The organism is Salipiger sp. HF18, assembly GCF_011806505.1.
In the GTDB taxonomy this organism is placed as follows: domain Bacteria; phylum Pseudomonadota; class Alphaproteobacteria; order Rhodobacterales; family Rhodobacteraceae; genus Salipiger; species Salipiger thiooxidans.
In genome coordinates this window covers 1-1,597 of the sequence record NZ_JAATOS010000706.1, presented here as the reverse complement: position 1 = coordinate 1,597, position 1,597 = coordinate 1, and the positions used below count along the sequence as shown (strand labels likewise).

The following is a 1,597-nucleotide window of genomic DNA, read 5'->3' as shown; positions in this document are numbered from 1 at the left end:
CGCCGTTGATCCGCGGCAGATGAATCATGTTCCGCAACCGGCGTCGAGGCCCGACTATTTCAGCACCCTGCTAGGGCATCATCGACCTTGCCGCGAATGAGACCACGGTGCGTGCGTAACCCCATCGAGGCCACGGCCCGCGAGCCGACAAACAGGCCGGATACATATGAGCGATTTCCGAAGTCGTACCGATTTCTCAATTGCGAACAGCAGCCGGCACATACAAAAGGGCCGGGAGCGACGCCGCCCTAGTGGCGGCCAGGCGCCTCGCACTGCGGCGCTCCGAAGGTGGGCAGCGAGCCCATATTGACATGAGTAGACCGCCGGTATAGTCAGTCCTCAACTTTAGACCAGCAGTCTAAATGAGCCATGAATGCCGACTGAAACTACAAAACCGCGCGAAAGGTTCGACGCGCTGGACGAGCAGACACAAGCGCGTTGGCTTGTCCCCGCCGAGGCGGAATTTTGCGAATACGGGTTTGAAAAGGCATCGCTTAACCGCATCATCACCCGCGCGGGCGAAAGCAAGGGCCGAACCTATCATTACTTTGCCGACAAGGGCGCACTCTTCTGCGCAACGCTTGAGCGCCGCGTTCGGCACTATGATTTCATTGATCAATCCCGCAAAGCAGCATCTGCTTCCGACGCAAGAGAGTACTGGCTCGAACTTACTGCAATTTGTGCACGGCTCACAAAAACGCTTCAAGGTGACGGCCGTCTTGCTAGCTTGCTCAGGACGTTGCACCGGGAAGCCGCGGCGCAACAGTCCTTCGCGGAACCACTGGCCGCGATACGCGGCAGCATTGATGACTTACTTATCGCAGGTCAGTCTATCGGCGCAGTGCGCGATGACTTTCCCATCACGCTGCTGACCGAAGTCGCGTTGAATCTGATTGCGACCTTGGATCGATGGTTTGCCCTGAACGGTTCCACTTTGTCAGAGGAAGCAGAAGCAGCTCTCTCGCAGAGAGCATTTTTGCTCCTGATGGCGCCCCTCCTCCCCCCTCGATCTACGGAAGCTATGTCAATATGAAGCCTTTTCACGCGCTATGCATCCTTGTAATATTGAGCGCAGTCAATCTCACCCTGATGATCCCGGGTGGATTTGTCGAAACCCGAACGTTTCCGGGTTATAGCGTCGCGGTACTTGCTGCGTTCAATATCTTTCTCACCTGCCTCGGCATTGGAAGTCTCGTTCTGGGCTATCGCATGTTTCGCACCGGCCATGCGGGGGTTTCGCCAATAGTCGCAGGCGTCGCTTATGTAGCGGTCTATGCTCTCGATCTTGCCCATATCTTCCCGATAGCAAAGGCGCCCATGTCAAAAATGTTGGCCGCAACGGAGTGGATCGGGATCATACTCGGTGTGACGATGATTGTTCTTGGTCTGCGGCTGGCAGTCGCGAATGATGAAACGGCCGTGAGCGGACCAGCACCATCGCGCACCCTGTTGCTCACACTGGGCATGGCGGGCTCGCTGATCGTTGTCTTCGCGACCCTGTCGGCAATTTAACTTATGAATTGCACAAGCGCTGGCGCGACAACACATCGCCGAATTATCCGCCTAGCCAACATCCAGTTCAGCAGTGTTTCGTAAC

The 1,597-nt window shown here is 56.4% G+C and carries 2 protein-coding genes; both read left to right on the top strand.

The features are described 5' to 3' along the window. The first annotated feature begins 373 nt into the window (after positions 1-373). Positions 374-1,033, top strand: coding sequence for a TetR/AcrR family transcriptional regulator (locus HC022_RS26120; RefSeq protein WP_167454321.1), 660 nt, complete (start codon positions 374-376; stop codon positions 1,031-1,033). Beyond that, positions 1,030-1,512 (top strand): hypothetical protein, encoded by a 483-nt coding sequence (locus HC022_RS26115; protein WP_167454320.1) that lies wholly within the window; start codon positions 1,030-1,032, stop codon positions 1,510-1,512. Before HC022_RS26120 ends, HC022_RS26115 begins: the two co-directional genes overlap by 4 nt. The last annotated feature ends 85 nt before the right edge of the window (positions 1,513-1,597 follow it).

Bases quoted from the DNA above. Each gene is read 5' to 3' on its own strand.
- HC022_RS26120 (WP_167454321.1), top strand. From the start codon at position 374: ATGCCGACTGAAACTACAAAACCGCGCGAAAGGTTCGACGCGCTGGAC.
- HC022_RS26115 (WP_167454320.1), top strand. From the start codon at position 1,030: ATGAAGCCTTTTCACGCGCTATGCATCCTTGTAATATTGAGCGCAGTC.